The 25,327-nt window shown below is 70.9% G+C and carries 25 protein-coding genes; 15 read left to right on the top strand and 10 right to left on the bottom strand.

What is annotated here, in order from left to right; translation table 11 throughout:
- Positions 1–4 precede the first annotated feature (4 nt).
- Positions 5–340, top strand: coding sequence for an RICIN domain-containing protein (locus tag ACGFMK_RS19740; protein WP_392764885.1), 336 nt, complete (start codon positions 5–7; stop codon positions 338–340).
- Here ACGFMK_RS19740 and ACGFMK_RS19735 read toward each other — a convergent pair.
- The 4 genes from ACGFMK_RS19735 to ACGFMK_RS19720 form a co-directional block, all read right to left on the bottom strand.
- On the bottom strand, positions 312–1,289 hold the full coding sequence (locus ACGFMK_RS19735) for a trypsin-like serine peptidase (protein WP_392764883.1): 978 nt from the start codon (positions 1,287–1,289) through the stop codon (positions 312–314). The two genes, ACGFMK_RS19740 and ACGFMK_RS19735, sit on opposite strands and share 29 nt — an antisense overlap.
- 878 nt (positions 1,290–2,167) lie before the next feature.
- Positions 2,168–2,731 (bottom strand): DUF308 domain-containing protein, encoded by a 564-nt coding sequence (locus ACGFMK_RS19730; RefSeq protein WP_392764880.1) that lies wholly within the window; start codon positions 2,729–2,731, stop codon positions 2,168–2,170.
- Positions 2,732–2,889: 158 nt separating this feature from the next.
- On the bottom strand, positions 2,890–3,483 hold the full coding sequence (locus tag ACGFMK_RS19725; protein WP_392764877.1) for a TetR/AcrR family transcriptional regulator: 594 nt from the start codon (positions 3,481–3,483) through the stop codon (positions 2,890–2,892).
- A gap of 39 nt (positions 3,484–3,522) precedes the next feature.
- Positions 3,523–4,101 carry a TetR/AcrR family transcriptional regulator gene (locus ACGFMK_RS19720; RefSeq protein ID WP_392764874.1) on the bottom strand — a complete coding sequence of 193 codons (579 nt, stop codon included), beginning with the start codon at positions 4,099–4,101 and terminating at the stop codon, positions 3,523–3,525.
- Positions 4,102–4,194: 93 nt separating this feature from the next.
- On the opposite strand from ACGFMK_RS19720, the gene ACGFMK_RS19715 reads away from it, so the two are divergent.
- From ACGFMK_RS19715 to ACGFMK_RS19705, 3 genes are all read left to right on the top strand, one after another.
- Positions 4,195–5,043: an SDR family oxidoreductase gene (locus ACGFMK_RS19715; RefSeq protein WP_392764872.1), complete on the top strand. Its 849-nt coding sequence runs from the start codon at positions 4,195–4,197 to the stop codon at positions 5,041–5,043.
- A complete protein-coding gene (locus ACGFMK_RS19710; protein ID WP_392764869.1) occupies positions 5,040–5,252 on the top strand; it encodes a hypothetical protein in 213 nt (70 codons plus the stop codon). Before ACGFMK_RS19715 ends, ACGFMK_RS19710 begins: the two co-directional genes overlap by 4 nt.
- A gap of 73 nt (positions 5,253–5,325) precedes the next feature.
- Positions 5,326–5,862, top strand: coding sequence for a YrhB domain-containing protein (locus ACGFMK_RS19705; protein ID WP_392764866.1), 537 nt, complete (start codon positions 5,326–5,328; stop codon positions 5,860–5,862).
- A 24-nt stretch (positions 5,863–5,886) separates the two neighbouring features.
- Here ACGFMK_RS19705 and ACGFMK_RS19700 read toward each other — a convergent pair whose 3' ends face one another.
- Genes ACGFMK_RS19700 through ACGFMK_RS19690 form a run of 3 tightly spaced genes read right to left on the bottom strand, consistent with a single transcriptional unit; the run spans position 5,887 to position 8,229 of the window.
- Positions 5,887–6,528: a CoA transferase subunit B gene (locus tag ACGFMK_RS19700; protein ID WP_392764864.1), complete on the bottom strand. Its 642-nt coding sequence runs from the start codon at positions 6,526–6,528 to the stop codon at positions 5,887–5,889.
- Positions 6,525–7,277, bottom strand: a complete 753-nt coding sequence (locus tag ACGFMK_RS19695; RefSeq protein ID WP_392764861.1) for a CoA transferase subunit A — start codon at positions 7,275–7,277, stop codon at positions 6,525–6,527. Before ACGFMK_RS19695 ends, ACGFMK_RS19700 begins: the two co-directional genes overlap by 4 nt.
- Positions 7,278–7,299: 22 nt before the next feature.
- On the bottom strand, positions 7,300–8,229 hold the full coding sequence (locus ACGFMK_RS19690) for a hydroxymethylglutaryl-CoA lyase (RefSeq protein ID WP_392764860.1): 930 nt from the start codon (positions 8,227–8,229) through the stop codon (positions 7,300–7,302).
- Positions 8,230–8,383: 154 nt separating this feature from the next.
- On the opposite strand from ACGFMK_RS19690, the gene ACGFMK_RS19685 reads away from it, so the two are divergent.
- Positions 8,384–9,154, top strand: coding sequence for an IclR family transcriptional regulator (locus tag ACGFMK_RS19685; protein ID WP_392764857.1), 771 nt, complete (start codon positions 8,384–8,386; stop codon positions 9,152–9,154).
- A gap of 51 nt (positions 9,155–9,205) precedes the next feature.
- Here ACGFMK_RS19685 and ACGFMK_RS19680 read toward each other — a convergent pair whose 3' ends face one another.
- Positions 9,206–10,111, bottom strand: a complete 906-nt coding sequence (locus ACGFMK_RS19680; protein ID WP_392764950.1) for an NADP-dependent oxidoreductase — start codon at positions 10,109–10,111, stop codon at positions 9,206–9,208.
- A 1,007-nt stretch (positions 10,112–11,118) separates the two neighbouring features.
- Here ACGFMK_RS19680 and ACGFMK_RS19675 point away from each other — a divergent pair.
- Complete coding sequence (locus tag ACGFMK_RS19675; RefSeq protein WP_392764854.1) at positions 11,119–11,940, top strand: SAM-dependent methyltransferase; 822 nt, start codon at positions 11,119–11,121, stop codon at positions 11,938–11,940.
- A gap of 73 nt (positions 11,941–12,013) precedes the next feature.
- Positions 12,014–12,973: a catalase gene (locus ACGFMK_RS19670; protein WP_392764851.1), complete on the top strand. Its 960-nt coding sequence runs from the start codon at positions 12,014–12,016 to the stop codon at positions 12,971–12,973.
- 33 nt (positions 12,974–13,006) lie between these two features.
- Here ACGFMK_RS19670 and ACGFMK_RS19665 read toward each other — a convergent pair whose 3' ends face one another.
- Positions 13,007–13,594 (bottom strand): PhoU domain-containing protein, encoded by a 588-nt coding sequence (locus tag ACGFMK_RS19665; protein WP_392764849.1) that lies wholly within the window; start codon positions 13,592–13,594, stop codon positions 13,007–13,009.
- Positions 13,595–13,668: 74 nt separating this feature from the next.
- Between ACGFMK_RS19665 and ACGFMK_RS19660 the strand changes: the two genes are divergently transcribed.
- Complete coding sequence (locus ACGFMK_RS19660) at positions 13,669–14,640, top strand: magnesium transporter CorA family protein (protein WP_392764846.1); 972 nt, start codon at positions 13,669–13,671, stop codon at positions 14,638–14,640.
- 122 nt (positions 14,641–14,762) lie between these two features.
- On the top strand, positions 14,763–17,972 hold the full coding sequence (locus ACGFMK_RS19655) for a family 78 glycoside hydrolase catalytic domain (RefSeq protein ID WP_392764843.1): 3,210 nt from the start codon (positions 14,763–14,765) through the stop codon (positions 17,970–17,972).
- Here the strand turns inward: ACGFMK_RS19655 and ACGFMK_RS19650 are convergent.
- Entirely contained in the window at positions 17,969–18,646 is a 678-nt protein-coding gene (locus ACGFMK_RS19650) for a TetR/AcrR family transcriptional regulator (RefSeq protein ID WP_392764840.1), read from the bottom strand. The genes ACGFMK_RS19655 and ACGFMK_RS19650 overlap by 4 nt on opposite strands.
- 86 nt (positions 18,647–18,732) lie before the next feature.
- Here ACGFMK_RS19650 and ACGFMK_RS19645 point away from each other — a divergent pair, with 86 nt between their 5' ends.
- The 6 genes from ACGFMK_RS19645 to ACGFMK_RS19620 form a co-directional block, all read left to right on the top strand.
- Positions 18,733–19,860, top strand: a complete 1,128-nt coding sequence (locus ACGFMK_RS19645; protein ID WP_392764837.1) for an FAD-dependent oxidoreductase — start codon at positions 18,733–18,735, stop codon at positions 19,858–19,860.
- Positions 19,861–20,078: 218 nt separating this feature from the next.
- A complete protein-coding gene (locus ACGFMK_RS19640) occupies positions 20,079–21,569 on the top strand; it encodes a right-handed parallel beta-helix repeat-containing protein (protein ID WP_392764835.1) in 1,491 nt (496 codons plus the stop codon).
- Between the two features lie 145 nt (positions 21,570–21,714).
- Positions 21,715–22,719, top strand: coding sequence for a D-isomer specific 2-hydroxyacid dehydrogenase family protein (locus tag ACGFMK_RS19635; protein ID WP_392764833.1), 1,005 nt, complete (start codon positions 21,715–21,717; stop codon positions 22,717–22,719).
- Positions 22,716–23,741 (top strand): D-alanine--(R)-lactate ligase, encoded by a 1,026-nt coding sequence (vanA, locus tag ACGFMK_RS19630; protein WP_392764830.1) that lies wholly within the window; start codon positions 22,716–22,718, stop codon positions 23,739–23,741. Before ACGFMK_RS19635 ends, vanA begins: the two co-directional genes overlap by 4 nt.
- Complete coding sequence (gene vanX, locus ACGFMK_RS19625; RefSeq protein WP_392764828.1) at positions 23,738–24,343, top strand: D-Ala-D-Ala dipeptidase VanX; 606 nt, start codon at positions 23,738–23,740, stop codon at positions 24,341–24,343. Before vanA ends, vanX begins: the two co-directional genes overlap by 4 nt.
- A gap of 49 nt (positions 24,344–24,392) precedes the next feature.
- Positions 24,393–25,327 (top strand): glycosyltransferase (locus ACGFMK_RS19620; RefSeq protein WP_392764825.1); only part of this gene is annotated, 935 nt, incomplete at its 3' end.

Raw genomic sequence — 25,327 nt, 5'->3', positions numbered from 1 at the left:
CGATGTGGTCTCCGTCACTTTTCCGGGTGGCGGCGAGGAGCCAGTGTTAGCGGTAACACTCACCCGGTCAACCCCGGCTTGCATAACGGTCTCGTCACGCACCTCCGAACGGGCCAGCCTCGATCGCCGAGGGTCGCGGACACGGTCGAGGTCAGGCCGGTGTCTGAACCTCACCGGCGCCGACACGGCCGACGGCACCGCGGTGGAACTCTGGACGGGCGACGGCGACAGCAACCAGAAGTGGACGGCTCGCGGGCGCACCACTGCGCCCGCCGGAAGGTGCTTCCGGCGGGCGCAGTGGTGGACCGGTTCTAGAAGCCGGCCGCCTGGGCCGCGTTGAGGACCGGGACCCAGGTGTTCGACGCGGCGCGCGCGTAGAACGAGTTGGTGGACCGGTCACTGCCGGAGGTGACCCCGAGCAGCTGGTTGCTGCCGTTGATCACCGGACCGCCACTCCACCCGCCGAAGGCGACGCAGTTGTTGGTGAACAGGTAGGTGTCGCCGTTGAAGCCGCCGGCATCCCGGCCGTTGCCGATGCAGCGCAGCTGGTTCTGGCCGCCGTACATCTCCTGCGGGTACCCGTGGGTGTCGAAACCGTTGATCACGCCGGAGTTGTTCGACACCCAGCCGAGGCCGCCGACCACGTTGGTGATCTTCGACGTGCCCTGGGCCGCGATCGCCACGGTGGCCACGTCGTCTTCGTGGGTGAAGCCGTCGTTGCCGTGGTTGAAGTACGTCGTCGGGATCCAGAACGTCGCCGCGCTCCACGTGCCCAGCGGGCGGCTGTTGTTGTCGTAGGACGGGATGAAGATGAAGTTCTGGCTCCACACCGACTGGCCGGCCCCGCCCTGGAACACGCAGTGCGCCGCGGTGGCGACCACGCTCTTGCCGGTGGAGTTGATCACCGAGCCGGAGCAGACGTAGGTCAGGCCGTCGCGGGGATTGAGGAAGAAGACCTTCCCGGTCACCCGCGTGTTGAAGTCCGACGTGTACGGCCGCGCCGCCTGCGCGTTGCCGAACTGGTCCCCGCCGGGCGTCAGCACCGGCGAAGCGACCTCGGGTCTCGCCGCGGCCTTCGGGGCGTCCTGGGTGACCGGTCTGGCCCCGCGCAGCCGCTCCGGGGTCCAGAACTTCTCGACCTGCGCCTGTGTGAACCGGCCGAGCTGCGGAGACTGCACGGCACCGTCCGGCGACGCCGCGGACGCGACCGGCGCGGAGACCAGCGCGGCGCCGGCCACCAGCGCCGCCGACGCCAGGAAGGTCTTCAGCCGCAAAGCACGAATCCTCATGTGTCCTCCTCGAAATGCATTCTCGACACGACCACGTGACAGAACGGCACCGGATAACGCCGTGCACAACGGACGTCCGATCACCCCATGATCGGAATTGGACCACCCCTCGGCCGCAACGGAACACCGGCGCCGCGACACAGTGTTCCGATTCCCGGAAGTGGTGTCAATAGAGTGCTCCACCGCCGAGGCAGACACCTGTCGCCGGTCTTTCGCCGCACTACCAGGCAGATCGGCGTCGGCCGCCGACGATTCCACGACCGCGAGGGGGTTCGACCATTCGATTCCGGCACCCAGACGACCGGATACCTGACATCGTTTAAACATTCGCGGAACCAACAGATCATGATTCACCAATGCGCGATCTCGGCCGTGCAATATTTCGCGCCGGGAACCTTCGCCATTAGCCGTCCGCCCGGGGCGAGCACGCGTTCGTCCCCCTGGACTCGATCCGGGCGCAGTGACGGGACGGCCTCGCGGCACCGCCGAACTGTCCCGACGCGGCGCGGTCTTGGCATACGAAGACGCGAACTCGCACTCCAACCGGCGCGGAACACCGGCCTAGCGACACCGTGCCGTCCGCGTCGCGCTTGACGGATCCGGCCTCGGCGCCGACGCCCACCGAAACCCACTGTCCCGCAACGATTCGGCGACGCGAGGTGCAGCACGCCGTCACGGGCCGGCATGGTCACCGACGACCCGAGCTCGCTGAACGCGGCGCCGGTCACCTCGACGACCCGCTCGGCTCGGCGGCCAGGTCTCGCGACGGCGGAACACCGCGGGCACGTCCAGCTCACCCGTCACCGCTTCACGCGCCGGGCCGCCCCACTGCGCAACAAGGCCTTGGTCGGCATGCACGCCCAGTACGAGCGGGCCCGTCAGTTTCCCTTGGCGGCACGACCGAGGCGGATCGCCGAAACGAGGAAGAAGATCCCGCCGAGCACGGCGTAGCCGGCCACATTGGACAGTGACGCGCCCGGCGCGGCCGCCCCCGCGATGAAGCTTCCGCCGGCCAGGACCGAAATCCCGCCGCTCAGGATCATCGGCCACTGCCCGCCCATCTTGCGGCGGACGATGCCCACGACCAGCTGGACGATGCCGGACACGATCGCCCACGCACCCCACACCCGCAGCACCGCCGGGATGCCGGAAGCGGACCCGACGGCCATGCCGGCGGTGGCCAGCAGGCTGATCGCGATGTTCACGTAGATGCCGCGAACCGAACCGGAGCCCTTCGACGAGCGAGCGTCCACGACGGCCGAGCCCACGTCGAACAGCGGGTACAGGACGACCAGGACGACGCCGATCGCCCCCAGACCCGACTTGGTCGTCAGGAAGACCAGCAGCGCCCACACGATGGCGAACGCGAACCGCACGAAGTACAACCGGCGCAGCGTCGGTGCGAATCCACCTACGGCGGGCGAGTCGACAGTAGTCACCATGATCCCTTCAAGACTGTGGGGAGTCCCCCGGAAGACCGAACGTTCTATCTCTCAGCTCAGCATGGCGAGCGGTGCGCACCTTGTCAAGACCGAACGTTCTATCTGGTAAAACCGGCAGTGTGACTGCGAACGACCCGACGGAGTCTTGAGGTGGGGTCCTACTTCGACGCGGCGCCGATGCGGAACTGCAGGATCCCGTCGACGCCCTGGAGGAACGTGTCGCAGACCTCGGGCGGGTCCGACAGGCAGCCCGCCGCCATCGCGCCGTCCCGGAGCATCACGAAGTGCCGGCCCGCCAGCCCCGGCGGCGTCTTCCCGACCTGCGCCAGCAGGTCCGTGACGGTGCGCAGGAACCATTCGCGATGGGCGAGCACGGTTTTGTGCACGGGATGCCCGGGGTCCGGGTACTCCGCCACCGCGTTGAGGAAGGCGCAGCCGCGGAACTGGGCCGACCGGATGCCCTCGGCGATCGACTGGGCGATGGTGCGCAGGATGTCGGCCGCCGAAAGGCCGCTGGCGAGGGCCTTGTCGACCCCCTCGCGCTCCATCTCGTGGACGCCCTGCAGGTACGCGACGACGAGATCGTCCTTGCTGGGGAAGTGCCGGTACAGCGTGGCGCGGGTGACCTTCGCCTCCGCGACGATCCGGTCGATCCCCACGGAGTGCAGACCCTCCGCGTAGAAGATCCGGGTCGCCGTCGCGAGCAGCCTCGACCGCGCTTCGGACACCTGACCTCGACTGTTGTGCACCATCGGATCGAGTGTAACGGGTAGAACGTTCGGTCCGCTAAGTCACGGCCGCGCGGCCGCGCCGTTCGCCAGCGCGTCCATGAGCAGGTCGACGAGCTGACCGGCCTGGGACGGCGTGCCGTGCCGGACCGAGTAGGCGATGCCCCCCATGAGCAGCAGGACGACGTCGGGGGTGAGGTCGGTGCGCAACGTGCCGTCGCGGGCGCCGGCCTCGAGCAGGCGGCCGACCGCGCCGGTGAGCAGGGTGTGGCTGTCGGCGAAGGGATCGGCTCCGGAGGCGACGACGGCGTCGAGCGCCGCGGACATGCCGCTCTTGGCCGCGGCGTAGTCGAGGAAGTGGGCCACCCACCGGCGGGCGGCCTCGGCGGCCGGGTACCGGGCGACCAGGTCGGCGACCGTCTCGCACACCCGGGCCAGCTGGTGCCGGTAGGCCGCGTCGACCAGGGCTTCCCGGGTCGGGAAGTGCCGGTAGAGCGTGCCGACGCCGACCCCGGCGCGCCGGGCGATCGCGGCCGGCGCGGTGTCCAGGCCCTCGTCGGCAAACGCTTGCGCGGCGACCTCCAGGAGGCGGGCCCGGTTTTGGAGCGCGTCACTCCTGGTCCGGCGGGGCGCGGGGGCCATGCGAGTCCCTTCTCCGGTTGCATACCGGAACGGATTCCGCTTAGAGTGCTTAGCGGAACCGATTCCGGTTGGCATCCTACGTCAGGAGCTCACATGTCCATTCCGGACAAGCCCGTGCGCCACTGGTTCGTCACCGGCGCCTCCGGCGGCCTGGGTCACCACATCGCCGAGGAGGCGTTGAAGCACGGCGACCGCGTCACCGCCACCGCCCGCCGCCCGGCCGCGCTGGACGACCTGGCCGAAGCGCACGGCGACCGGCTGACCGTGGAAACCCTGGACCTCACCCGGGCGGCCGACGTCACCGCGGTCGTCGAGCGGACCCTGCGGTCCGGCCCGGTGGACGTCGTGGTCAACAACGCCGGGTACGCGGTCGTGGGCGCCGCCGAGGAGATGACCGCCGAGCAGGTGCGGGACCAGGTCGAGGTGCTGCTGCTCGCCCCGATGCTGATCACGCGGGCGTTCCTGCCGTCGATGCGCGAGCAGGGCGGCGGCCGGATCATCCAGATCTCCAGCATGGGCGGCCAGGTCGCCATCCCCACGCACAGCGCCTACCACGCGGGCAAGTGGGGACTCGAAGGCTTCACCGAGAGCGTCGCCCGCGAAGTCGCCGGCTTCGGCATCCACCTCACCATCGTCGAGCCCGGCGGTACCCGGACCGGCTTCGCGTCGGCTCTGCGGTACACCGAGGAAACGGCCCCCTACCGGGACAACGTCGTCGGCCGGACCCGGCGCCGGCTCGAAGCGACCGGCGACGACACCCTGACCGGCGATCCGGCGAAGCTGGCCGCCGTCGTCTTCCGGACCACGCGCGACCCGCACCCGCCCGTGCGCCTCGCCCTCGGGTCCGACACCTACGACGCCGTCCACGCGGCACTGAGCGAACGTCTCACCGCCCTCGAAGCCCAGAAGGACCTCGCGGCGACGGTCGCGTTCACCCCGTGACCAGGCAACGGTCACCGGGATGCTGCCGCGCGCGGGCTGCGGGGCTCGAGCCCCGGAGCCACACCACCCGGCAGGTCTCCGACGCCTGGTCGAGCGCCTCAGGAGAAACCGCCGACGCGTGGCAGAACGTCCGCTCGATCATCCAGCACACCGCGCCCGCGAAGCGCAGCGAGATCGCCGGTCGCCGCACGGGACTTCTCGCGGAGTGATTCCACTGTGGACCACGGTGGTCAAGGGGCACGGGATCAGGCGGACGCCCAACGAACGCCATAGTCTGTTGCCGTGGTGTCGGAAGAGTGGGCCGTCGGGATCGTGGAGCGGCATCTGGCCGGTTGGCCGGCGCAGGGCGGGCCGGCGATGGCGGTCATGGACGTCAGCCCGCACCGGCTCGGCTGGGTGATCAGCAGCCAAAGCGAGCGTTACCTGCACACCCGCGAAATGATGGACGCGGTGGTGGGGCACCGGCCCTTCCTGGTCGACGGGGTGGACGGCAGCCTGCACGAGGTGCTTGTCTTCGCCGATCTCGAGAACGGCGAGTGGATCGAGGAGTACCTCGAGCAGGTGCGCGGAATCGAACGTGCCGACCCGCTGCGGGTCCGGATCGCCGAGCTGCTTGATTCGGGTCAGCGTCTTGCCGCCCTTCGGCTTGTCCGAGCCGCTGCGCCCGATCTCGGAGCGCAGGGGGCCAAGGAGTACGTCGAGGCTGCCGCGGTCGCCGCGCCGATTCCCGGGCACCTGCGCGCGCGGTTGCCTCGGCGGCCGGTCAGGCGACAGGCTTGGCGGCGGTTGTCGGGGCCGAACCCCGAGCCCGGCGCGTGACCGGCCGTGCCGTGCCGTGGTGGGTTATGCCGACAGGGCGACCTTCAGCGGCGCGCCCGTGGCCGCGCGTACCTCGTCCTCGGTGACGCCGGGCGCTGTTTCGACCAGCACCAAACCCTCGGCGGTCACGTCGATGACGGCGAGGTCGGTGATGATGCGGTTCACCACGCGCAACCCCGTGTAGGGCAGGGTGTTCTCCCGCAGGATCTTCGGGGAACCGTCCTTTGTGGTGTGTTCCATCAGCACGATGACCCGGCGGGCGCCGTGGACCAGGTCCATCGCGCCGCCCATGCCCTTGACCATCTTGCCGGGCACGGCCCAGTTGGACAGGTCGCCGTGTTCGGAGACCTGCATCGCGCCCAGGACGGCGACGTCGAGGTGGCCGCCGCGGATGATGCCGAACGAGAGCGCCGAGTCGAAGAACGACGCGCCCGGGCGGACGGTCACCGTTTCCTTGCCGGCGTTGATCAGGTCCGGGTCGACGGCGTCCGGCGCCGGGTAGGGGCCGGTGCCGAGGATGCCGTTTTCGCTGTGCAGCACCACGTGGACGTCTTCGGACAGGAAGCCGGGGATCAGCGTCGGCAGGCCGATGCCCAGGTTGACGTACTCGCCGTCACGCAGCTCGGCGGCCGCGCGCGCGGCCATCTGCTCACGGGTGAGGCTCATCGGCCGGCCTCCGTCACAGTCGTCTTCTCGATCCGCTTCTCCAGGTCGGGGGCGTGCACGACGTGCTGGACGAACACGCCGGGCAGGTGCACTTCGGCCGGGTCGAGCTCGCCGGGTTCGACCAGCTCCTGGACCTCGGCGATCGTGACGCGGCCCGCCATCGCGCACAGCGGGTTGAAGTTCTGCGCGGACTTCTCGAACACGAGGTTGCCGTGCCGGTCGCCCTTGGCCGCGGCGACGAGCGCGAAGTCCGTGACGATGGCTTCTTCGAGGACGTGCGTGACGCCGCCGAACTCCCGGGTTTCCTTGGGCGGCGACGCAACCGCCACCGAGCCGTCGGGCGCGTAGCGCCACGGCAGCCCGCCGTCGGCGATCTGGCTGCCGACCCCCGCCGGGGTGAAGAACGCCGGGATCCCGCAGCCGCCGGCGCGCAGCCGCTCGGCCAGCGTGCCCTGCGGGCAGAGCTCGACCTCGAGTTCACCACCGAGGTACTGGCGGGCGAACTCCTTGTTCTCCCCCACGTAGGACCCGGTGACGCGGCTGATCCGCCGGTCGGCCAGCAGGATCCCGAGTCCCCAGTCGTCGACCCCGCAGTTGTTCGACACGACCCGCAGGTCGCTGATCCCCCGCTTGTACAGCGTCTCGATCAACGTGGTGGGGATGCCGCACAGGCCGAATCCGCCGACGGCGAGCGTCGCGCCGTCGGCGATCCCGGCCAGTGCCTGCTCGGCGGTGACTGCTTTGTCCATGCCTCTCCTTCTCGGAATGCGCTCAGCCGGCGAGTGCCGTGACGGTGCGAGACGGGCTCGGCCGCCCCAAGTGTTCGGCGAGCCAGGTGCTGGTGTCGACCATCTTCCGCAGGTCGACGCCGGTCTCGATGCCGAGACCGTGCAGCTGCCAGAGCAGGTCCTCGGTGGCGAGGTTGCCGGTGGCGCTGCCGGCGAACGGGCAGCCACCCAGGCCGCCCGCGGACGCGTCGACGAGGGTGACGCCCTTGCGCACGGCGGTCAGGGTGTTGGCCAGCGCCTGGCCGTAGGTGTCGTGGAAGTGCACGGCGAGCGAGTCGACCGGGACGCCGGACGCGATCAGGGCGTCGAGCACGGCCGCGACCCGGCCCGGGGTGGCGACGCCGATGGTGTCACCGAGGCTGAGCTCGGTGCACCCCAGCGCGCGCATGCGGGTGGCCACGTCCAGGACCCGAGGCACGGGCACCTCGCCTTCCCACGGGTCGCCGAAGCACATCGACAGGTAGCCGCGCACGCCGATCCCGGCTTCCCGGGCGCGGGCGACGACCGGGGCGAACATCTCGAAGGACTCGTCGACCGTGCGGTTGAGGTTCCGCCGGGAGAAGGTCTCGGTGACGCTGCCGAACACGGCGATGTCGCGGACGCCGTGGTCGAGCGCACGCTCGAGACCGCGCGAGTTCGGCACCAGCACGGGGTAGCGCACGCCGGGAGCGAAGGTGATCGAGCGGAGTAGCTCTTCGGCGTCGGCGAGCTGCGGCACCCACTCCGGGTGCACCAGGCTCGTCGTCTCCACGACCGTGTGGCCCGCGTCCACCAGGCGCTCGACGAACTCGGCCTTGACGGCGACGGGCAGCACCGCGGACTCGTTCTGCAGGCCGTCACGGGGACCGACCTCGCAGATGGTCACGCGAGGCGGTAGCGGGAGGCCGTCGTGCGGCGTGACGCCGAAGTCCATCGTCTCTCCCGTCCGTCTGTTCAGTGAACGCCCTCGCGAGTCAACGTCGAGCGACGTTCATCCGTCAATTGCAGGGTGAAATAACGCAGCGAAGTTCTCGATCAGCGAGCATCCGAAGGAAAGGCGTTCACTCAGTGAACGTACGATCGGCGGTGTGACTGTTCCTCCCCCGAACGTGGTCGGCCGGATCGCCGCGGTCCTGCGCGCGTTGTCGGCCACGCAGCGCACCGGCGCGTCCACCTCCGAGATCGCGCGGGCGAGCGCGCTGGCCCGCCCGACCACGCACCGGCTGCTCGTGGCGCTGGCGGACGAGGGCTACGTGGACCGCGACCACCGCAGCGGGCAGTGGTACCTCGGACCGGAGCTGTACCTGCTCGGCGGGGTCGCCGCGAACCGCTACGACGTCACCCGGCACGCCCGCGCCGGCGTGCACCGCCTCGCCGCCGCGACCGGCGAAAGTGCCTTCTTCTCCGCCCGCCGCGGCGAGGAGACGGTGTGCTTGCTGCGCGAGGACGGCTCGTTCCCGATCCGCTCGTTCGTCCTCTTCGAAGGCGCCCGGTTCCCGCTCGGCGTCGTCTCCGCCGGCCAGGTCCTGCTGGCCATGCTGCCGGACCGCGAAATCGACGACTACCTCCGCCGGACGGACCTCACGGCCCAGTGGGGCCCCGAGCACGGGCCGGACGCGGTCCGCGCGCGGGTCGCCCGCACTCGCGAACTCGGCTACGCCGTCAATCCCGGACTGGTCGTCGAAGGCAGCTGGGGCATGGCCGCCGCCGTGTTCGACCAGGCGGGGGAACCCGCCTGGGCCCTGACCCTCACCGGGATCGAGTCACGCTTCAGCGCCGGCCGCCGTCCCGAGCTGGGCGCCCTCCTGCTCGAGGAAGCCCACGAGCTGACGAAGACCCTGCAATCGTCCCGCCCCTGACTCGTGAGAGCCCTGCTCAAGCCGCGCGCCACCGGACACCGGCGCCCGTCCTCACAGGACGACGACGATCTTCCCCCGGGTGTGCCCGCGCTCGGACTCCCGATGCGCCTCGGCGATCTCGTCCAACGGGTACGTCGCGGCGATGTGCGGCGTGTACTCGCCCCGGGCCCCCAGCGCGGCGCCTTCGGCGAGGACCGCGGAGTCGTTCTCCGCCAGGTAGTGGCGGACGCCGAGGTCACTCGCGCGGGCCGCGTCGGCGATCGTCACGACACGGTCCGGGTCGCCGGCGATGGCGACGAGGTCGGCGAGCGAGCCGGACGCCGCCGTGTCGAGCACGGCGTCGACCCCCGCGGGGGCGAGCTCGCGGACCCGGTCGGCCAGCCCTTCACCGTAGGTGGTGGGCCGCGCTCCCAGCTCCCGCAGGTAATCGTGCTTGCCCGCGCTCGACGTGCCGATGACGGTGGCGCCGCGGGCCACGGCCATCGCGACCGCGGCACTGCCCACACCGCCGGCCGCGCCTTCGATCAGCAGGGTGCGCCCGGACAGGTCGCCGAGCGCGTTGAGCCCCCGGCCGGCGGTGGCGACCGCCAGCCCGGCCCCGGCGGCCTGCTCCAAGGTCCACTGGTCCGGCACGGGCGCCCAGGCGCTCAGCGTGTCGTACTCCGCGGACGCCCCGAACAGGCCACCCAGGCCGAAAACCCGGTCACCGGCGGTGACACCGGTGACGCCTTCGCCGACCTCGTCCACGACGCCGGCGGCGTCACGGCCGGGGATCGCCGGGAAGTCGACCGGGAGGACCGCCCGGGTCGCCCCCGAGCGCAGCTTCCAGTCGACCGGGTTGACGCTGGCGGCGGTGACCCGGATCCGGATCTCGCCGGGTCCGGCGTGCGGCTCCGGGGCGTCCTCGACGACGAGCACGTCGGGCGGGCCGTAGTCGTGGTAGCGGGCTGCGCGCATGGGGGTGGCTCCTTGATCGTCGAAACACTTCTCCTGGACCTGACTCGGCCACGTCGCGATCGGTGTCAGCCACACGTCGGCGTCCAGCAGCCCATCGGGCACGGTCGCGGCCCAGTGTGCGACCTCGGCCTCGATCCACGCGAACCGGGCCACCACCGTGGGCTGCCCGTCGTCGCCGGCCGACCGGCCGGTCGAGGTCAGCCGCCAGCGACGGGCCGACAGCTCCTGCCGCAGCCGATCCTGCGCCGCGTCGATGTCGCGCTGCCGGTACCGGCTGCCGACCACGCACAGAGCCGCACCGAAGGTGGGCCGCAGAGCGTGCTCGACACGCTCGGGCTCTTCCGCGGCCACGACCAGTACCGGCTGCGCCGGATGGGGGTGGAACTGCGTGATCTGCGTGATCGTCAGTTCCTTCCCGCACGTCCGCCGCGGCGGACGTGCGGGAAGGTTGGCCACCGTCGTGGAGCCCACGAGCGGGACGACCGGCCAGCCGCCGGCGGGAGGCGGGCAAGGTGGGCTGGTCCACCGGGCCGCCGCTGCGTCCGGTGGTGGCGGCGGGTCTTGGGCCCGGGTGTGGAGTTCACCGTGGTGCCAAGCCGCGGTCAGCGTGGTCCAGCCCCGGTCGAGGCGATCGACGTCGACGCCGTGCACGCGCAGAGCGTGCGGGCCAGGGCGGGCAGCCGGTCGCGGACGGGTCATCGGCAAGGCCTGCCAGAGCGGATGTTCGAACCACGTCTCCTCGTCGAGCACCAGCACGCGACCGGCCGCCCGTACGAGGACACCGTCGCGCAACACCCATCCGCTCAGGTCCACCCGACCAGTATCGTCGCGCGGCCCCGGCGAGCGGGTCACCTGAACAGCGCAGCAATGCTCACCGCCAGTGGGTTTTCCCGCCTCGAGGACCATTCTTTCGTGTAAACCCCAGGTCTGGTCACGGGTATTACCACAGTGATTAGACTGCTGCCGACGCGAAACGATCCATTCGCATCGTTCGAACCGGAGGTGGCGTGACTCTCGCTGTAGTCGGCGACTACCTGTCGGACACGGTCGCGTCGCCGGCCCGGATCCGCGATGCCGCCCTGGGCGGCCAGGACAACTACGCCGCCGACCGCGACGCGCTCCGGGAGCTGAACGAGGTCGCGCCCGGGTTCGCCGACCTGCTGCGCGTGGTCCGCGCGTGGCACGTCCGGGTCGTCCGCCACCTCGCCGCCCGTGGCTTCGGCCAGTTCCTCGACCTGGGCGCCGGATTGCCCGCCGCCGAAGACAACACGCACCAGACCGCGCAACGCGAGAACCCGGAGGCGAAGGTCGTCTACACCGGTACCGACAGCCTCGTCCTCAGCTACGAACGCGCCCTGCTCGACGTCAACGACAACGTCCACGTCGTCCACGCCGACGGCCTCGACCCCCACGGTTTGCTCGCCCACGAGACGGTGTGCGCGACACTCGACCCGGCACAGCCGGTCGCGGTGCTGCTGACCACGGGCGTGCAGGACGAACCCGACGACGACCGCCTGGCCGCGGCCCTGGCCGGCTACCGGGCCCTGCTCCCGGCGGGATCGGCGCTGGCCCTCAGCTGCTGGGCGCCCCCGGGGGAGCCCGGCGAGGCAACGGTCCTGAGCGGCGCGATCGAGCGGACCTGGGCGGCACGGTGCCACCGGAAGATCCACTGCCGCACCGAAAACGCCGTCGAGCGCCTGTTCGCCGGCTTCGACCTGCTCGACCCGGGCCTGGTGCGCCTGACGGACTGGTGGCCGGACGGCCCGCTGCTGCGCACACCGCCACCGGCGCACCAGTTCGCTCTCGGCGGTGTCGGCATCAAGAGCTAGTGTCGCCGGCCGGGCGACGCCGGCGGCGGTGCGGACCGCCGGACACCGGCCATTGCCACGCTACGATTCCCGCGTGACCACCCCGGGCGGGATGACCGCCGTTCAGGCCGTCGACCGGATCGAAGCAGCGGGACACCCCCGTCCCCAGGACCGCAGGCTGCACGCGCGCGGCGCCGCCTTCGAAGGCCGGTTCGTCCCCAGCGGCCGGATCACGCAGCTGACCTCGGCGGCCCACCTGACCAGCGAGACCGACCTGGTCGTCCGGTTCTCCAACGGCTCGCCGCAGCACGACGCCGACGACCGGACCCGCGGGATCCGCGGGATGGCCGTCAAGTTCCTCGACGGCGAGGGCCAAGCGGTGCACGACCTGGTCGCCGCCAACTTCCGGGTGTTTCCGAGCAGCACCCCGGAAGGCTTCGTCGAACTCGTCGAAGCGCTGGCCGGAACCACCGAGACCGCGATCAAGGACAAGCTCGCCGCGGGTGGCAAGCTCGCCGGATTCCTCTTCCAGCACAAGGAAAGCCACGCCGGACTCAAGGCGTTCGTCTCCCGGCACGCCCCGGCGAGCTTCGCCACCACGCGGTTCGACGGGCTGCACGCCTTCCACTTCGCCGACGCCGAAGGCCGGCGCCGCGCGTTCCGCTACCGGCTCGTCCCCCAGCTCGGTGAGGTCGACCTCGAATCGGCCCGCGGCCTGCCACGCGGCTTCCTGCTGCCGGACCTCGACCGCCGGCTGGCCGACGGGCCCGTGTCGTTCACCCTGGTCGTCCAGCTGGGCGACCCGGGCGATCCGACCCACGATCCGTCGATCGCCTGGCCCGAACAGCGCACCCTGCTGCCGGCCGGCGAGATCCGGATCGAGCGGCTCTCCCCGGACTCCGCGAAGTGGGAGCGCCAGGTCTTCGACCCGACCAGGGTGGCGCCCGGCGTCGAGCTTTCGGACGACACCGTGCTGGCGTTCCGGCCCCACGCCTACTCGGTCTCCGCGGAAAGACGGCTGAGCGCCGGCCCCGGCCCCGGCCCGGCGCGATAACACGTCACCGGTGCTCGTGACCGCGGGTGCCGCTCAGGCCGCCGTCACCCGGCTGCCGGGCGCCGCGGACCTCATCAAGCGGCCGAGAACGACCGCGTGCTCGGCGAATCGCTCGTAGACGCGGCTCAACGCGGCGATGTCCGTCGGCTCGCGGAGGGTCGCCAGGAGGCGGCGCAGGTCGGCCAGGTCGTCCTCCACCCCGATCGACGCGCGGGCGTGCCCGTCGTCGGCGGCGGCCAGTTCCACCAGCCACACGGCGAGCCGGCCCAGCTCGACGAAGGCCGGGGTCAGCGCGTGCGGCACCACCGGGTGCGGGTAGGCGCGCTGGACGGCCCGCGCGACCTGGAGGACGAGCCCGCTCAGCCGCTCCAGCTCGGTCAGCGCGTGGATCGCCGCGAGCACCGACACGGCCGGCGCCCGCAGCGCCAGGACCGTGTGCACGCGGCGGGCCAGCTCGTCGCGCTCCCAGTCGAGCCGGACCGAATCGGCCACGATGTCGTCCGCCAGCGCCACGTCGGCTTCCTCGAGGGCGACGGTCGCGCGCTCCATCGCGGCCGCGGTCGCCCGGGTCAGCCGCACCAGGTCGGCGGCGGCGGATTCGGGGCTGGGCGTGGTGCGCATGCCTCCACACTGTCCATCCGGGACAGCCCGCGTCCAGCACTTTGACGGGAATTCAACGCGCTGGTCTCCACGGCATGGCCCGCACCCGCCTCTACCGCGACGGGGTCCTCGTCGCCGAGGACTTCCCGGCCGCGGACGTCTCCGACCACCTCGCCGACCCGGCCGCCACCGTCTGGCTCGACCTGTGCGCCCCCACCGAGGCGGACCTCGCCACGATCAGCGAGGAGCTCTCGCTGCACAAGCTGGCGGTCGAGGACGTCGTGCAGGACCACCAGCGGCCCAAGGTGGACCGGTACGACACGCACTCCTTCCTCACCGCCTACGCGGTGCGGCTCGACATCGGGACCGGCGACCTCGAAGCGGTCGAACTGGACGCGTTCGTCACCGACCGCGCGCTCGTGACCGTCCGGGAGAACGACGACTTCGACATCACCGAGGTCCTCACCCGCTGGGACGCCACGGCCGAGCTGGCCAAGAGCGGCGTCGGCTACCTCCTGCACGGGCTGCTCGACTACGTCGTCGACAGCCACTTCGAGGCCGTGCAGTCCCTCGACGAACAGATCGAGGCCCTCGAGGACCTCGTCTTCGACGACGACGTCGACCACCGCGAGATGCACCGCCGCTCCCTGCACCTGCGCAAGAGCCTGGTCCGGCTCCGGCGGGTCGTGCTGCCGATGCGCGAGGTCGTCAACTCGCTGATGCGCCGCGACCACCACGTCTGCGACAGCGAGCTGATGCCGTACTACCAGGACGTCTACGACCACGTGCTGCGCGCGTCGGAATGGACGGAGTCGCTGCGCGAGCTCATCACGACGATCCGCGAAACCCAGCTGAACCTCCAGGCGAACCGCCTCAACACGATCATGAAGAAGGTGACCGGCTGGGCGGCGATCATCGCGGTGCCCACCGCGATCACCGGCTTCTACGGCCAGAACATCCCTTACCCGGGTGTCGACCGGCCGTGGGGCTTCTGGGTCTCCACGGTCGCCATCGTCGTCTTCTCCGCCGGGCTCTACGTGTTGTTCAAGCGCCGGGACTGGCTCTGACGGTCGATTAGAACGTTCTAAGACCGGAAGCCGTGACCCTTGTCACCTCGAGGCCAGGCGTTATATCGTTGCGCGGCACCGGTATTGAAACGATTCAAGAGCTTCCCAACGGAGGGACAGCGATGAGGTCGCGTGTAGCGGGAGTCTCGGCCGTGCTGGTCGTGATGCTGGCCGTGTCCGGTCTGGGAACGGCTCCGGTCCTGGCCGACCCGGGCGGGCACGCCGCCCGGGCGAAGGGCCTGGACGTCGGAGCCCTGACGGTCGAGCACCAGGCGGACCCGCTCGGCGTCGACGTGGCCCGGCCCCGGCTCGGCTGGGAGCTGAACTCGGACGTGGCCGGGGCCCAGCAGGCGGCCTACCAGGTGCAGGTGTCCTCGGCGCCGAACCGGACGGGCGACGTGTGGGACAGCGGCCGGGTGTCCTCGGCGAAGTCGTTCGACGTCGCCTACGCCGGCGCCGGGCTGCGGTCGCGCACGCGGTACTACTGGCGCGTCCGCGTCTGGGACGCCAGTGGCCGGGCGTCGGACTGGAGCGACGCCGCGTGGTTCGAGACGGCGTTCCTGACCGGCGCCGACTTCCACGGCGACTGGATCGGGGCGCGCGCGGAGCCGGTCACCACTTCGCTGCAGGGCACGAACTGGATCTGGTACCCCCAGGGCAATCCGGCGGACTCCGCGCCGGTCGGCACCCGGTACTTCCGGCGGGCGTTCGACCTGCCGGCCGGCGCCACGGTCACGGCGGCCCACATCCAGCTCACCGCCGACGACAACTTCGTCCTGTACCTCAACGGCAAGCAGGTCGCGAGCTCGCCGGCGGTCGCCGACTCGTGGCGGACGGCTGTCGACGTCGACCTCACCGCCGACCTGCGACCCGGGCGGAACGTGCTCGCGGTCCAGGCCGCCAACGCCCAGCCCGGCCCGTCCGGGCTCGTCGGCAAGCTGCACGTCGAGACGTCGGCGGGGGCGCCGCTCGACATCGTCACCGACACCGCCTGGAAGTCGTCCGACACGAACACCACCGGGTGGCAGCAGCCGGACTTCGACGACTCGGCGTGGCCGGCCGCGCTGGTGGCCGCCGCCTACGGCTCGGGCCCGTGGGGCACCTCGGTCACGGCGACGACACCGCCGGAACCGTTGCTGCGCAAGGACTTCACGGCGGCCAAGCAGATCAGGTCCGCACGGGCGTACGTCGCCGGTCTCGGGTACTACAAGCTCTACCTCAACGGCCGCCGGGTCGGCGACCACGAGCTGGACCCGGCGTTCACCGTCTACGACAAGACGGATCTCTACGCGACGTACGACGTGACCCAGGCCCTGCGGTCCGGTGCCAACGCGATCGGCGTGAGCCTGGGACGCGGTTACTACGCGATGACGAACCCCGACGAGTGGCTGAGCTCGCCGTGGCACGGTGAACCGAAGCTGAAGCTCGAGCTCGACGTCACCTACACGGACGGCACGAGCGGGCGCGTCGTCAGCGACGGCAGCTGGACCCTCGCCGACGGGCCCACCACCTCGGAATCGTTGTGGTTCGGCGAAACCCACGACGCCCGGCTCGAGCAGCCGGGCTGGAACGACACCGGGTTCGACGCCTCCGCCTGGCGCCCCGCGCGCGTCGTCCCGGCGCCCGCGGGAGCGCTGCGGGCGCAGTCGTTCCCGCCGATCAAGGTGACCGACACGCTCGGGACCGGCAAGGTGACCACCCCCGTCCCCGGGACGACGGTGCACGACTTCGGCAGCCCGACCGCGGGCTGGGCCGGGGTCGGGCTGCGCGGACCGGCCGGTGCCCAGGTGACGATCACCTACGGCGAGAAGCTGAAGGCCGACGGCACCGTCGACAACATCGGCGGTTTCGGGATGCAGCTGCAGAAGTACATCTACATCCTCAAGGGCGGCGGGCCGGAGACGTTCACGCCGAGCTACTCCTACGCCGGGTTCCAGTACGTCCAGGTCGCCGCGCCCGCGGGCGTCACCGTCGATTCGGTGACCGGGCAGCGCGTCCACACGGCGGTCGCCAAGACCGGTGACTTCACCAGCTCGAGCGACCTGCTCAACCGCTACCACGCGGCCGAGGCGAACACGATCCTCAACAACCTGCACTCGGTGCCGACCGACACCCCGATGTACGAGAAGCGGCCCTACACCGCCGACGCCTTCCTGGCCGCCGACGCCGCCATCGGCAGCTTCGACATGGAGAACTTCTACGAGAACTGGATGCGGGCCCACCGGGACGACCAGACGCCGGAGGGGAACATCGGCCAGACCGTGCCGGGCACCGTCGGGGCCAAGCAGGTGATCGACCCGGTCTGGTCCGCGAGCTTCGTGCTCGTCGACTGGGATCTCTACTGGTACTACGGCGACCTCCAGCCGCTCGCGGACAACTACGAGGCGATGAAGGCGTGGCTCGGGTTCTTCGAGAAGAACATCGCCAAGACCGGCTACATCTACACCGGCAGCAGCTACGCCGACTGGCTCGCGCCCGGGTTCGCCCAGCCGCCCGAGGGCGCGCGGCTCGCCGGCACCGCCTACCTCCACAAGACCACCACGACGATGGCGGAGATCGCGCGCGCCCTCGGGCACAACGACGACGCGTCGCGCTTCGACCAGCTCGCCGGCACGATCGCGAACGCGTTCAACGCCAAGTTCTTCGACGCCTCGAAGGGCGCGTACTTCGACGATCCCGCGGCGGGCTACCGCCAGACCAGCAACCTGCTGCCGCTGAGCCTCGGCATCGTGCCGGCAGCGGCCCGCGCCGGCGTCGTCGCGAACCTCGTCGGCGACATCAAGGGGCGGGGCGTCCACCTGAACACCGGTGCGCTGGGCACGAAGCTCATCCTCCCGGTGCTGACCGAAACGGGGAACTCGGAGCTCGCCTACAGCGTCGCGACGAACCCGACCTACCCCGGCTGGGGTTACTGGTTCCAGGCGCTGGGCGCCACGACGATGTGGGAGGAGTGGCAGGCCGGGTCGCGATCCCACCAGCACGCCTTCATGGGCACCGTCGACGACTGGCTGTACCAGGACGTCGCGGGGATCGAGCCCGCGGCGCCGGGCTACACGAAGGTCAAGATCCAGCCCGCCCCCGTGGGCGACCTGCGGCAGGCCTCGGCCTACGTCGACTCCCCGCTCGGCCAGGTGCGCTCGGACTGGACCCGGGACCGCGACCGCTTCACGCTGCGGGTCGGCGTGCCCGTCGGCGCGACGGGTGAGGTCTTCGTCCCGGTCGGCCGGGGACAGCGGGTCGACGCGCCGGCCGGCGCGACGGCGGAAGGCACGCAGAACGGCTACGCCCGCTACCGGGTCGGCTCCGGGACCTACGAGTTCCGGGCCGGCTAGTCCAGGGTGGCGATGCCGGCCAGGAAGATGTCGAGGCCGGCGAGGAACTGCTGGCGGTCGTCGTGCTCGCGCAGCTGCGTGATCGACGCGTGCACGAACGGGTACCGGGCCGGGTCCACCTGCGCCCACTGCGCGGCGGCGTTGTCCAAAAAGGACGCTCGATCCGTCTCGGTGCCGGCCAGGTACCGGGCGTTGGCGGCGTTCTGCACGGCGACACCGAGGACGTAGTTCACGAGCGTGCCGGCCGCGTCGAAGCGCGCCCGTTCCGGGACCGCGAGCGCGTCGAGCAGCCGGGCGATGCTCTCGTAGAAGTCCAGCAGGGCGGGCCGCCACGGCTGCCGGGAGAGCTCGGCCCCGACCCAGGGGTGCGCGTCGACCGCGTCGAACAGGCCGAGGGCGAGGCGGCGCAGGGTTTCGCGCGGGTCCCCGTCGAGGGCCGCGCCGGACAGCACCCGGGTGATGACGTCGTCGGTGGCGGCGGCGAGCAGGTCGCCCTTGTCCGCGACGTGGTGGTAGATCGCGCCGTAGCCGGTGCTCAGGCGGACGGTCAGCGCGCGCAGCGTCAACGCGCTCTCGCCGCCGCCGTCCAGGAGCTCGGTCGCGGTCTCGATGATCAGTTCCCGGGACAGGCTGTCCGTGCGCCGGGGGGAGCGCGGCGCGGTTTTCTTGCCCATGGTCGTCATCATCGCATGACTGGATCGCCACTCCAAACCCGTGCTAGCTTGTTGGAGTGACGATCCAATCCGACTCCGGAGGAACCATGACAACCCCGGTCACGATCATCGGTGCAGGTCTCGGCGGCCTGGTGCTGTCCCGTGTGCTGCACACCCACGGCATCCCGTCCGTGGTTTACGAAGCGGAATCGTCGCCGTCGGCGCGCACGCAGGGCGGGCTGCTCGACATCCGCGACTACAACGGCCAGCCGGCACTGGAGACGGCGGGCCTGACCAAGGAGTTCCGCGAACTCGTCCTGGCGGGACGCCAGGCGCTGCGGCTGCTGGATCGGGACGGGCACGTCCTGCTCGAAGTGCCCGACGACGGCACCGGCGGCAATCCCGAGGTGCAGCGCGGTGAACTGCGGCAGCTGCTGCTCGACTCGCTCCCGGCCGGCACCGTCCACTGGGGACACAAGGTCGGCGGCGTCCGCAGCCTCGGCGACGGCCGCCACGAGGTGACCTTCGCCGACGGCAGCACCGTCACCACGAGCCTGCTCGTCGGCGCGGACGGCGCCTGGTCCCGGGTCCGGCCGCTGCTGTCCGCCGCGACCCCCGAGTACACCGGCATCGGGTTCGTCGAGACCCACCTGTTCGACGGCGACCACCGGCACCCGACCAGCGCGAAGACCGTCGGCGGCGGCGCGATGATGGTGCTGGAGCCGGGAAAGGGGATCCTCGCCCACCGGGAGCGCGGCGGGAACCTGCACACCTGGGTGATGCTCGCGCGGTCGCGGGAGTGGTTCGCGGGCATCGACTTCACCGATCCCGCCCTGGCTTTCGAGGCCACCGCCCGGATCGTGAAGGAGTTCGACGGCTGGGCGCCGGAGCTCACCACGCTGGTCACCGCCGGCGAGACCGCGCCCGTCCTGCGCACCATCCACACCCTGCCCGCCGAGCACCGGTGGGACCGCACCCCCGGCGTCACCCTGCTCGGCGACGCCGCGCACCTCACGGTCCCCAACGGCGAAGGCGCCAACCTGGCCATGTACGACGGCGCCGAGCTGGGCCGGGCCATCGCCGCGCACCCCGGCGACGTCGAGACCGCGCTCGCCGACTACGAGCAGGCCATGTTCCCGCGCAGCGCCGCGGCCGCCGCCGAGGCTCCCGACCTCTACGTGATGCTGGGCGAGGGCACGCCCCACACCCTGATCAACACCGTCACCGGCAGCTGATCGCCGAAATCGCCGCCCGCCCCGCCGAACCGGTCTGAACCCACCGCGCGAAACGGTATTTTTCCCGGCACGAGGGGTTCAGCCACGGTTGATTTGCGGCAATTGTCACGACGTTCATTGATCACGGCGGATTGTGTTACCTCGTACACTCGAAAGCGGCGAAGGCGAACACGGCTGGGCTATGCTCATTTCGAGACGAACTCCGTAAGTTCGTCCCCATGTCGCGCATCCGTTTCGTATTCGCAGCCGCAGTACTGGCCGCCCTGCTCGTTCCGCCCGGCACCGCCGGCGCGGCGAAAGCGCCGACGCCGGGGCCGGTGTGCGACCACCAGCCGGTCGCGAACACCACGGCGCCGGCCGGTGCCGTCGTGATCGACCCGGCGGTGCCCGGCGACCTCTACCACAAGACGCAGGATTCCCCGGCGGGCACGACGTTCTGGCTCCCGCCGGGCACGCACACCCTCGCCACCGACCCGTTCGGCCAGGTCATCCCCAAGGACGGCGACGTCTACCTCGGCGCGCCGGGCGCCGTGCTCGACGGGCAGCGGGTCAACCTGGCCGCCTTCACCCAGCAGGCGAAGGACGTCACGATCCGCGGCCTGACCGTCCAGAACTTCGTGCCGCCGCAGGACCAGGGTGTCGTCAACCACGATTCGGGCGAGCACTGGACCATCGAGAACACGACCGTGCAGAACAACGCCGGTGCCGGGCTGATGGCCGGTGCCCGGCAGGTGGTGCGGCACAGCTGCCTGCGGAACAACGGGCAGTACGGCATGAACGCCTACCGTTCGGACAACACGATCACCGGGCTGGTCGTCGAAAGCAACGAAATCGCCGGAAACAACACCGACGACTGGGAAACCCGCGTGCCCGGCTGCGGCTGCAGCGGCGGAATCAAGTTCTGGGCAGTCAACAAGGCCGACGTCCGCGGGAACTGGGTGCACGACAACCGCGGGGCCGGCCTGTGGGCCGACACCAACAACAACGACTTCCTCGTCGAGCACAACCTCATCGAAAACAACGACGCCGAAGGCATGTTCTACGAGATCAGCTACAACCTGATCTTCCGCGACAACGTCCTGCGGCGCAACGCGCTCGTCTCCGGCAAGCTGAAGTCCGACCGGGGTGACAACTTCCCCGTCGCCGGCTTGTACCTCTCGGAATCCGGTGGCGAGCGGCGGGTGCCGGCCCGGACCCACCTGATCGACGTCCACGACAACACGTTCGAGGACAACTGGTCCGGCATCACGGCGTGGGAGAACTCCGACCGGTTCTGCAACAGCCCCGCCAACACGTCCAGCAACACCTGCACCAAGCTGGTCGCCGACCGCACGCTGTGTTCCGCGCCCGGCATCGCCACCCGGCCGCTCTACGACGACTGCCGCTGGAAGACCCAGCTCGTCGAGGTGCACGACAACACGTTCCGGTTCGACCCGGCCCACGTCGGCTGCACCACCGGCCTCTGCGGCCGGATGGCGCTGCTGGCCAACTACGGCACCTACCCGTCCTGGTCGCCCTACCAGGGCACGGTCGTCCAGGACGCGATCACCCACGACCAGGGCAACTACTGGTTCAGCAACGCCTACTACGGCCCGTGGACCTTCGTCGCGGGCGACACCTCCCGCTCGCTGACCGCCCAGCAGTGGCAGTCGACGCCCTGGGACCAGGACGACTGCGCCTCCTTCGACGGGGTCGCCGGCCCCTGCTGACCTGATCCCACCCGCCTGACGCGGCGGCGCCCGGACCGCATCTTCGCCCGGGCGCCGCCGCTTCGTCGATACCAGCCGGTGTATATCGTCGGCGTATCCGAAGCCGGATACGGGACGGCAACACCGCGGCGCCTTGACTGGGACCATGACCCACACGTCCTGGTCCTCCGCCTCGGCCGTCCCGGCGCTGGGTGTCACGGTCTACGGGTGCGAGCCGGACGAGGCCGTCCTGTTCCGGGAGCTGGCGCCGCGCTTCGGAGTCGAGCCCACCATCACCGGCGCGGCCGTGTCCGAAGCCAACGCCGGCCTCGCCTCCGGGAACCGGTGCGTGAGCGTCGGTCACAAGACGCCCGTCACCCGCGCCGCCCTCCTCGCGCTCGGCCGGGCCGGCGTGGCGTACCTCTCGACGCGGAGCGTCGGCTTCGACCACATCGACGTCGGTTACGCGGAGAGCGTCGGGATTTCCGTCGAGAACGTGACTTATTCGCCCGACGGCGTGGCCGACTTCACCGTGATGCTGCTGCTGATGGCGGTGCGCAACGCACGCTCCACCCTCCGGCGCGCGGACGTCCACGACTACCGGCTGGACGACGTCCGGGGCAAGGAGCTGCGCGACCTGACCGTCGGGGTGGTGGGCACCGGGCGCATCGGCACGGCGGTCATGGACCGGCTGCGGGGTTTCGGGTGCCGCCTATTGGCGTACGACAGCCGCCCCAAGGACTTCGTCGACTACGTCTCGCTCGACGAACTGCTGCTGCAAAGCGACGTCGTCACGCTCCACACCCCGCTCACCGCGGAAACCCACCACCTTCTCGACGCCCGGCGCATCGGGCGGATGAAGCGCGGGGCGTTCGTCGTCAACACCGGACGCGGTTCCCTCGTCGACACCGAAGCCCTTGTCACAGCCCTGGAAAGCGGCGAACTGGGCGGTGCGGCACTGGACGTCCTCGAAGGCGAAGAAGGCATCTTCTACGCCGACTTCCGGAACAAAACCGTTGACAGCAAACAGCTGTTGCGGCTGCGGGAACTGCCGAACGTGCTCATCAGCCCGCACACGGCCTACTACACCGACCGCGCGCTGCGCGACACCATCGAAAACTCCCTCGTCAACTGCCGGAAGTTCGTCAGTGGAAAGCAGCATTGGATATGAGAATCGGCATCCTCTTCGGGGGCGCTTCGGAAGAGCATCCCGTCTCCGTCAAGTCCGCGCGCACGGTCGCGGAGAACCTGGACCCCGGGAAGTACGAGCCGTTCTGGATCGGGATCACGAAGTCCGGCGCCTGGAAGCTCTGCGACGGCCCGGACGAAGGCTGGGAAAATGGCCGGCCCGTCGTGCTCTCGCCAGACCGGGACGTCCGCGGGCTGCTCGTCCTGGAGGACGGGAAGTACGAGACGATCGGCCTGGACGTCGTGCTGCCGGTGCTGCACGGCAAGCGCGGCGAGGACGGCGCGATCCAGGGGCTGCTGGAGCTGTCCGGTATCCCCTACGCCGGCTGTGACATCCAGAGTTCCGCGCTGTGCATGGACAAGTCGCTGGCCTACACCATCGCCGGCAGCGCCGGAATCGCCACACCGAACTTCCGGACGGTCACCGCGGACGACCACCTCGACCCCGTCGGGCTCACCTATCCCGTCTTCGTGAAGCCGGCGCGTTCGGGGTCGTCGTTCGGCGTCAGCAAGGTGTCCCGTAGCGAAGAACTCGCGGGCGCGGTGGAGATCGCCCGGCAGTACGACTCGAAGGTGCTGGTCGAGGAGGCCGTCGCCGGCAGCGAGGTCGGCTGCGCCATCCTGGGGAACGACGCGGACCTGGTCGCGGGCGAGGTGGACCACATCGCGCTGTCGCACGGTTTCTTCCGGATCCACCAGGAGAGCACGCCCGAAAGCGGCTCCGAGAACTCGACCCCGATCGTTCCCGCGGACATCCCGGCGGAGGCGCGCGCCCTCGTCCAGGAGACGGCGAAAGCCGTGTACCGCGCCCTGGGCTGCGGCGGGCTGGCGCGGGTGGACCTGTTCCTCACCGACGACGGGACGGTCGTCCTCAACGAGGTCAACACCTTGCCCGGCCTGACGTCCTACAGCCGGTACCCGAGGATGATGGCGGCGGCGGGGTTGCCGCTCTCCGAGGTGATCGACCGGCTGGTTTCCCTGACCCTGACCGGAAAACTCCGATGAAGGACTTCGGCTACGTCGACGAGTTGGTACCCGGAATACGCTGGGACGCCAAGTACGCCACGGCGGACAACTTCACCGGCGCGCCGGTGGCCGGCTACCTGACCAACCGGATCGTCGGCACGACGGCCTTGGGCGCGGCGCTGGAGAACGCGCAGGAGAAGGCCGAGTCCCTGGGCTTCGGCCTGCTGCTGTGGGACGGCTACCGCCCGCAACGCGCGGTGGACTGCTTCCTGCGCTGGGCGCGGCAGCCGGAAGACGGCCGGACGAAGGCGAAGCACTACCCGAACATCGACCGCGCCGAGATGTTCACCCGCGGGTACGTGGCGGCCCGGTCGGGCCACAGCCGGGGCAGCACCGTCGACCTGACGCTCCACGACCTGGCCACCGGCGAACCCGTGCCGATGGGCGGCGGGCACGACCTGATGGACGTGGTCTCGCACCACGACGCGCCGGGCGTCCCGCCGGCCGCCGCGGCCCACCGCCATCACCTTCGGTCCCTCATGGAGTCGTGCGGGTTCACCGCGTACGCAGCCGAGTGGTGGCACTACACCCTGAACGACGAACCGCATCCGGACACGTACTTTGACTTTCCCGTCACCTAGCCGCGTCGTGGTCGCCGGCGGCCACTCGGCCGGGCACATCGAACCGGCGATGAACTTCGCCGACGCGGTGCGCCGGCTGGAGCCCGCCGCGGAGATCACCGCGCTCGGCACCGTCCGCGGCCTGGACACCACGCTCGTCCCGGCCCGCGGCTACCCGCTCGAACTCATCCCGCCGGCACCGCTGCCGCGCGCGCTGAACCGGGCCCTGCTGCGGACGCCCGGCAGGCTGCGCGGCGCGGTGCTGGCGGCCGGGGCGGTGCTCGACCGCGTGCGGGCCGACGTCGTGGTCGGCTTCGGCGGTTACCTGGCCATGGCGGCGTATCTCGCCGCGCACGGCCGGGGCCTGCCGATCGTCGTGCACGAGGCGAACGCCCGGCCCGGGGTGGCCAACCGGCTGGCGGCCCGGCTGACGACGCACGTGTTCACCGCCGCGCCGGGCGTCCGGCTGGCCCACGCGACCGCCGTCGGGATCCCGCTGCGGCCGTCGATCACCGGGCTCGACCGCCCGGCGCTGCGCGACGCGGCCCGGCGGCGGTTCGGCCTGCGCCCCGGCGGCCCGGTCCTGCTGGTCACCGGCGGTTCGCAGGGCGCCGGGGTGATCAACGCCGCGGTGTCCGGCGCGGCCCCGGCGCTGCGAAAAGCCGGGGTGCAGGTGCTGCACGTCACCGGGCCGCGGCACACCGTCGAGGTGCCGGACGGCGACCCGCCCTACGTCGTCGTTCCGTACGTGGACGAGATGCACCACGCGTACGCCGCGGCCGACTTCGCGGTCTGCCGCTCGGGCGCGATGACGTGCGCCGAACTGGCCGCGGTCGGCCTGCCGGCCGCGTACGTCCCGCTGCCCCTGCGCGGCGGCGAGCAACGGCTGAACGCCCAGCCGGTGGTCGCAGCCGGTGGCGGGCTGCTCGTCTCCGACGCCGACCTGGACCCGGCCTGGATCGAGACCGCGCTGATCCCGGTGCTCACCGATCCCGCCCGGATCAC

The organism is Amycolatopsis sp. NPDC049252 (genome assembly GCF_043197175.1).
In the GTDB taxonomy this organism is placed as follows: Bacteria; Actinomycetota; Actinomycetes; order Mycobacteriales; family Pseudonocardiaceae; genus Amycolatopsis.
Note: the sequence above shows the minus strand (reverse complement) of the source record. Positions and strands in the feature narration are given on the sequence as shown.